The organism is Nocardiopsis listeri (assembly GCF_020741345.1).
GTDB classification, from domain to species: domain Bacteria; phylum Actinomycetota; class Actinomycetes; order Streptosporangiales; family Streptosporangiaceae; genus Nocardiopsis; species Nocardiopsis listeri_A.
This window is the reverse complement of the sequence record NZ_DYZD01000412.1, coordinates 1-7090: the sequence shown is the minus strand read 5'-3', so window position 1 is coordinate 7090 and position 7090 is coordinate 1. Positions and strand designations below refer to the sequence as shown.

The window sequence follows — 7090 nt, the reverse complement described above, 5'->3', positions numbered from 1 at the left end:
TCGGTGACCCCTTGGGGGTCGTCAGCGGGGCCAGGACGAAAAGACCGAACAACAGGTACAGCACGTGTTCGGTGACGGCCTGGGGTACGGCCGGGTAGTTCGCGTACCCGGGCTGGCCGAAGGGGGAGAAGCAAGCCGCCAGGTAGGCGCAGACGGCCGCCACCCAGGCCAGGCTCGGGCGCCTCATGAGCAGTCGGTAAGGAGCCGGGACGCGATCCGGCGCGGCATCCGCCGTCACGGAGAGCGTGGCCAAGGCCATACCGACCGCGACGTAGCCGAACCACTTCAGCGGCCACTCCTGTTGGATCGCCCAGGGTTCGAAGGCGGGTCCGTGAACGTAGACCGTGTAGGCGATGCCCACGACCACGGGCAGGAGCAGAACCGCGAGGATGCGACGGGACCGACCGACAGGATCCTCCACACGTCGGGCGAACAGGTGAAGGAGCCAGGCCAGGAAGGGCAGGAGAGCGTAGAAGGCCACCTCCGTCGCCAGGCTCCAGGTCTGCTCCATACCCAGAACGCGCGCGTTCTCCTGGTAGATGTGCAGTAGCAGCATCGGCCGGACGACCTCCCACAACGTGTGGACGGTGTCCCGGTTGAGCAGGACCAGGGTCACCACGGCCAGCAGCCAGTAGGCGGGCATGGTCCGCAACAGACGGCGCCACAGGTAGGGACCGACCCTGGGCCTCTTCGTCCCGAGGATCGTCGCCGCCACGAACGGCCTGTACAGCAGCACACCCGAGAGCACGAAGAAGATCGGCAAACTCACGTGTAACTGGTGGAGCATGACCCCGGCGAAGCCGTTCCCGGGAAAGTCACCGACACCGACCTGACCGGCGCTGAGCGCCACATGCGTGGTGAGCACCCCCAACGCGGCCAGGCCCCGCATCCCCTCCAACTCTGGAAAGTAACGCCTTTTCGTCTTCAATGCCAAGGCATCGGAGTCACTTGTTCCGACAGCGACCACAGGAAACTCCTTTAACGATGTTCGGTATCCCAGGATCACCCCAGGGAATACAGGCCGCTTCTCACATATTGCTCTCATAACCCGAGATCCGAAAGTTCTTCATTCTTGCCGTCGCGAAACTTCAACTCTCCAGGAGAAATCAGACGAAAGGAGAGTGAGTAGCCTTACCGAGAAAGCAACCCACGTACTCGACCAGGAATTGGCCGGAAAATCCCGGAAAGGAAGAGGAGCGATGTGCGGAATCGCGGGGTTCATGTCCCTTGGACCCGGCCCCGGAGCGGGTGCGGAAGGACTGACCGCGATGACGGACACACTGGCCCACCGGGGACCCGATGGTGGTGGGCAGACCCACCATGATGGTGTCTCCCTGGGCTTTCGACGTCTGGGCGTCATCGCTCCGGGGGGAGGCGACCACCCGTTGGAGGGCCCGGACGGGAACGTGGCCCTGGTCTGCAACGGTGAGATCTACAACGAGCCGGAACTACGCGCGGAGCTCAGCGCCAGGGGCCACCGATTCACCACCCCGTACGACACCGAAGTGATCATCCATCTCTACGAGGAGATGGGGACGGATCTCCTGAGTCGACTACGGGGACAGTTCGCCTTCGCCCTCCACGATCGGGGCAGAGGCCGCCTATTCCTCGCCCGGGACCAGATCGGCGTCCTTCCTCTGCACCACGCGCTGACCCCCGACGCCTTCGTCTTCGGGTCGGAGGCCAAGGCGATACTGGCGTTCCCCGGTGTGGAGCGGGCCGTGGACCTGGTCGGACTCGACCAGGTCCTGACCTTTCCCGGTCTCGTGAGTCCACGGACCATGTTCAAGGGGGTGGAGACGCTACCCGGTGGCCACTACCTGCTGGTCGAGAACGGAAAGGTGGAGCGCCGGCGGTACTGGGACCTCCACCGGCCGGATCCCCACGCACCGGAGAAGAGCGAGGTGGAGTACACCGAACGGCTCCTGGAGCTACTCGACCGCTCCGTCCGTCGCCGACTGCGCGCCGACGTCCCGGTCGGGCTCTATCTGAGCGGCGGCCTGGACTCTTCGCTCATCGCGGCCCTGGCCGAGCGGGCGTCCCCCGGGCACCCCACCTTCTCCGTCGCCTTCCCCGGCACCGACATCGACGAGTCCGGTTACCAGCGGCTCGTGGCGGACCGGCTCTCCTCGGTCCACCACGAGACACGGATGGGGTCCTCCGAGATCGTCGATCACCTGTACGCGATGGTCCTGCACGCGGAGACACCGGTGAAGGAGAGCTACAACGTCTGTTCCCTGGCCTTGGCCGACAGCGCCAGGGAGGCCGACGTGCGGGTGGTCCTGTCGGGAGAAGGCGCGGACGAGCTGTTCGGTGGCTACGTCGGGTACCGCCTGGACGGGTTGGGCCCCGGGGCGCCCAGCCGTGGGAGCTTGTTGGAGGAAGCCCTCGAACGCAAGGTCCGCACACGCTTGTGGGGCGATCCCGACGTAGGGTACGAGCGCTCCTACCACACTTGGCGACGTTCGAAGGCGCCGTTGTACTCCGAGGCCGTGCGCGCGAGCTTCGGCCAGGTGGACTGTCTCCGACACCCGGTGGTGGACAACGGTGCCCTTAGCGGTCTCGACCCCCTGAGCCGGCGCTCCTACCTGGACCTGCGTCTGCGGCTGGCGGACCACCTCCTGGGCGATCACGGGGATCGCATGGCGATGGCCCGATCGGTCGAAACACGCCACCCCTTCCTGGACCTGGACGTGGTGGAGTTCGCCGCCACCGTCCCCCCGAAGTTGAAGGTCAACGCGTCGGGAGAGAAGTATCTCGTGCGCAGGGCCGCCGAGCGCCTCGTACCCGAAGCGATCCTGGGCCGCGAGAAGTTCGGTTTCCGAGCCCCCGGAAGCCCTTCCGTTCTCAGAGCCGGAGCCGAGTGGGTCGCGGACGTCCTCTCTCCCGCCCTGATCGCCAGGCAGGGTTACTTCGATCCGACCGTGGTGGAACGTCTCCGTCAGAGATCCCTGTCCCCCGACGCCGACCTGAATCCACACCATGAGGACGACCTGCTGTTCGTCGTGTTGACCTTCGGCATCCTGCTGGACCTGTTCGGTCTTCCCGATCTCAACTGAACCACCCCCTGCCGACACCGGGCCCGACGAAAGGAACGGTATGGAGTTCGAGCCAGTCCACGAGATGGTGAGCCGCACCGCGAGGGAGCACCCGGACCGAACGGCCTTGGAGGGGCCGAACGGACGAATGTCCTACGCGGAACTGGACACCGAGGTACGAAGGTGGTCCCACGCCCTGGTCAGCACGGGAGTGCGGCCGGGAGCCCTGGTCCCCCTGCTCGTTCGAGATCGAGCCCTGCTGGTAACGGCCCTTCTGGCGGTCCTCCGGTCGGGTGGGACGGTGGTGCCCCTGGACGTTTCGGGCCCACCCGGTCAGGTGGCCATGGCGTTGGGCGCCACATCACCCGAACACGTGGTCACCGACACGGAGCCCGAACCGGGAGTGCTCTCCCTGCTCTCGGAGTTCGCCCCGAGAGCGGACATCGTCACGGGGCCGGGCGAGCCCTCAGCGGAGGTCCCCGCGCACAAGGGCGCCCCCGACGATCCCTGCTACGTGTTCTTCACATCGGGTACCACGGGCCGCTCCAAGGGGATCGTCGGAAGGTCGAGGGCGCTCCCCCCCTATTTGCGCTGGGAGGGTGAGCTGGTGTGCGCCGGCCCCGGTCTTCGCGTCGCGCAACTGCACTCACCCGGGTTCGACGCGATCCTGCGCGACGTCCTCCTGCCCCTGACCACCGGCGGCACCCTCTGCCTTCCCACCCCGGACGTCGTCACCGACCCTGCTGCGCTGTGCCGCTGGATCGACGATTCCGGGGTGAACCTCCTCCACTGTGTGCCCACCGTGTTCCGCGGATTCCTATCGGCCGCCGAAGCGAACGGGACACGGTTCTCCCGGCTCCGGCATGTGGCCCTCTCCGGTGAACGGCTGCACCCCTCCGACGTGGCCCGGTGGACGGCACTGTGCGGAACGAACGGGCCCACGCTGATCAATCTGTACGGGCCATCCGAAACGACCATGACCAAGACCTACCACCCGGTCACGGCGGCCGACGCCCAACGCGAGACCGTGCCCGTGGGACGGCCGATCCCCGGAACCGAGGTGCTGTTGCTGGACGAACACGGCGACGCGTGCCCCCCTGGTGAGGTCGGGGAGATACATCTGCGCACTCCCGACGCGGCCCTGGGATACCTGAACGACCCCGAGGCCACCGCCGCCGCCTTCACACGGTCGGTCGAAAACGGCCGCGAGGAGATCGTCTACCGGACCGGGGACTTCGGCCGGTTGCTGTCCGACGGTGAACTGGAGTTCCTCGGACGGACGGACCAACAGGTCAAGGTCGGCGGTGTCCGGGTGGAGATGGAAGGCGTGGAGGCACTGCTCCGGGAGGTCTCCGGTGTCGACGACGCGGCCGTTGTCGTACACGATGAGGGCTCGGGACCGGCTCGGTTGAGGGTGTTCCTCCAGGCCGAACGTCTACCCGATCCCGCTCTCCTCCGCGCGCGGTTGTCGCACCACCTCTCCGACGCGGCCCTCCCAGACGCCTTCGTCCGAATGGACCGCCTCCCGCGGACCGTGAGCGGCAAGGTGGACCGCCGGGCACTGCCGTCGGAGATCGCGACGTCCACCACCGCGTTGACGGAGCCGACCACTCCCCTGGAGCGGACACTGGCCGCGGTCTGGACGCAGATCCTGCCCATGGCCGGAGTCGACGTCCACCGATCGTTCTTCGACGCCGGCGGCACGTCCCTGCTCGTCCTCGAACTGCTGAACCGGATCCGACAGCGGACCGGGGTCGAGGTCCCCCTCGTTTCCTTCCTCGTCGAACCGACCATCGAGGGGGCCGCCCGTCTGGTGGGGGAGGCGTTGTTCTCCGACGAGGCCATAACCGACCTGTTCACCGACGACGAGGAGGAAGACCTCCTTCGACCTCGGGACGAACAGCCCACCGAGGAGGCCCCATGACGCGCGCACAGAACCCGGACGAAAGCACCGGAGGCCGGCCCTCCCCCCGCCAGACCGGGATCCTGGCACGGGAGATGGAGAACGCCCTGCTCGCCCATCCCGAGGTGATCGACTGCGCCGTTCGCTATCACGGTCCAGGCGAGATCGAGCCCGCACCCCCGAACTGCACCACGTGCGGCATCTCGGGTCGATACCCCGGGATCTCCTTCGACGCCGCAGGGGTGTGCGGGCTGTGCCTCACCTACGAGCGGGACAAGGAACGTGTCCATTCCTACTTCGGGACGCGCGAAACCCTGCTCGAACGTCTGCGCTCGGCGACGGAGGAACGCGGAGCCTCCCATGACTGTCTACTGCTCTTCAGCGGAGGCAAGGACAGCACCTACGTGCTGTACCAGCTGGTCTCCATGGGTCTGCGCGTCATGACCTTCACGTTCGACAACGGGTTCATCTCACGCGCGGCGCTGCACAACGTGGAGAGTGTCACCTCCGCGCTCGGAGTGGAGCACGTCACCATGTCCCACGACGACCAGGAGCGCGTCTTCCTGGAGAGCCTGAACGAACACAAGAGCGTGTGCAACGGATGCTTTCGCTCACTTCTCGAACTCAGCACCCGACTCGCCCATGAAAGGGGCATCCCCTCCATCGTCACGGGTCTGTCGCGTGGACAGATCATCGACGAACGACTCTCCTGGTTCCACTCCCAAGGGGTGTTCGATCCCGAGAGGATCGAGCGGGACCTGCGTGCGGGCCGCACCGTGTACCACCGGGGGAGGATCGGGAACGAGGCCCTGGACTCGGTGGACGTGGTGGATTTCTTTCGCTACAGCGACGTGTCCAAGGAGGACATCCGGCGGTTCCTGCGCACACACTCACCCGCGTGGGCGGAACCCACCGACACCGGTTTTTGCAGCTCGAACTGCATGATCAACGACGTGGGCGTGTACGTGCACACGATCGAGCGGGGGTTCCACAACTACGAGTCCCCGACCCGGTGGGAGGTACGACTGGGCCACCTGGGCCGAGAGGAGGCCGACGGTGAACTGCGCGAGCCCGTCAACACCGCCCGAGTACGACGTGTGCTCTCTCGGCTGGGATACGCCGACCCCGGTTCTCGAAGCTCGTTGGAGCGACACTTCACGGGATACGTCGTCACCCCCGGGACGACGGCGGGGATCGTCCGCGCCTCGGTACCCGCCGAGACGGCCCCTCCTCCCCTTCCCGGCCGCCTGGTGCGCGTGGCGGACATCCCCCGGCCACGCGGTTCCGTGGATGGTCGGGCACTGGAACTCATGCCCGTCCTGGACGAGGACGGAGCGGTTCCGCGAGCACCCTCGCCATCCGACTCCTCCACCGGGTCATCCGCACGTCAAGCCCTCGTTCCGGTCCTGCCCGGACAACGGCACCTCCTGGAACTCGCCGCGGGCGGGGGCGGCCTCGGCACCTACGCCCAAGCGCTCCTGCTGGAAACCGAGGGCGTAGGCGTCCACGGGGTGCGACGTGCCCTCACGGAACTGGTCCTCCTCCACGAGGCCCTCAGACTCCGGTTCGTCCGCGAGGGGGACCAGTGGCGTCAGGAAGCGGGCAACGCCGAGAAGGTCCTGGCGCTGAGCCGACTGGACCTGTCCCGGCACGAGCCCGAAGAACAGACCGAACTCCTCCATCGCGCTCTACGACGCACCCGCTCCCGGGCGGACTCCCCTGAGGGGCCACGTCTTCAGGCGGTCGTGGTGGAACGTGGAGGCGGTTCCGTGCTCCTCCTGCTCGTCCTGCACGCCCTGGTGGCCGACCCCGGGTCCTGGCGCACCCTCCTCAAGGACCTGGGAGACCTTTGGTCGGGGACCACTGCGCCGCGGGTGCCCCCTTCCTTCCTGTCCGAGGTCGAGCGCCGGGCCCCCGAGTCTGCGCCCGCATCGCACCCGGCCGACCGCGCACCGCACGTACCGGTGGCGTCGACCCTCCTGCGCGGCGCAAGGCACGGTCTCGACGAGTTGTGCCACGCTCTCTCGTCATCGCTCCTCGCCTTCTTCCCCGAGGGCCTCTCCCTGGTGATGACGGACCACACCCTCCGGGAACCCGGGATCGTCGGGCCTCTCACCGGACCACTGCGAACGATCGGGGCCTTGGAGGG

The 7090-nt window shown here is 67.1% G+C and carries 4 protein-coding genes; 3 read left to right on the top strand and 1 reads right to left on the bottom strand.

Annotated features, from left to right (window positions below; genetic code table 11):
- Positions 1–889 (bottom strand): acyltransferase (locus K8V84_RS22235; RefSeq protein WP_304078305.1); only part of this gene is annotated, 889 nt, incomplete at its 3' end.
- Between the two features lie 310 nt (positions 890–1199).
- Between K8V84_RS22235 and asnB the strand changes: the two genes are divergently transcribed.
- The 3 genes from asnB to K8V84_RS22220 all read left to right on the top strand — a co-directional run.
- On the top strand, positions 1200–3059 hold the full coding sequence (gene asnB, locus K8V84_RS22230; protein WP_304078303.1) for an asparagine synthase (glutamine-hydrolyzing): 1860 nt from the start codon (positions 1200–1202) through the stop codon (positions 3057–3059).
- A 40-nt stretch (positions 3060–3099) separates the two neighbouring features.
- Entirely contained in the window at positions 3100–4962 is a 1863-nt protein-coding gene (locus tag K8V84_RS22225; RefSeq protein WP_304078301.1) for a non-ribosomal peptide synthetase, read from the top strand.
- Positions 4959–7090 (top strand): condensation domain-containing protein (locus K8V84_RS22220; protein ID WP_304078299.1); only part of this gene is annotated, 2132 nt, incomplete at its 3' end. The genes K8V84_RS22225 and K8V84_RS22220, both read left to right, overlap by 4 nt.

Bases quoted from the DNA above. Each gene is read 5' to 3' on its own strand.
- asnB (WP_304078303.1), top strand. From the start codon at position 1,200: ATGTGCGGAATCGCGGGGTTCATGTCCCTTGGACCCGGCCCCGGAGCG.
- K8V84_RS22225 (WP_304078301.1), top strand. From the start codon at position 3,100: ATGGAGTTCGAGCCAGTCCACGAGATGGTGAGCCGCACCGCGAGGGAG.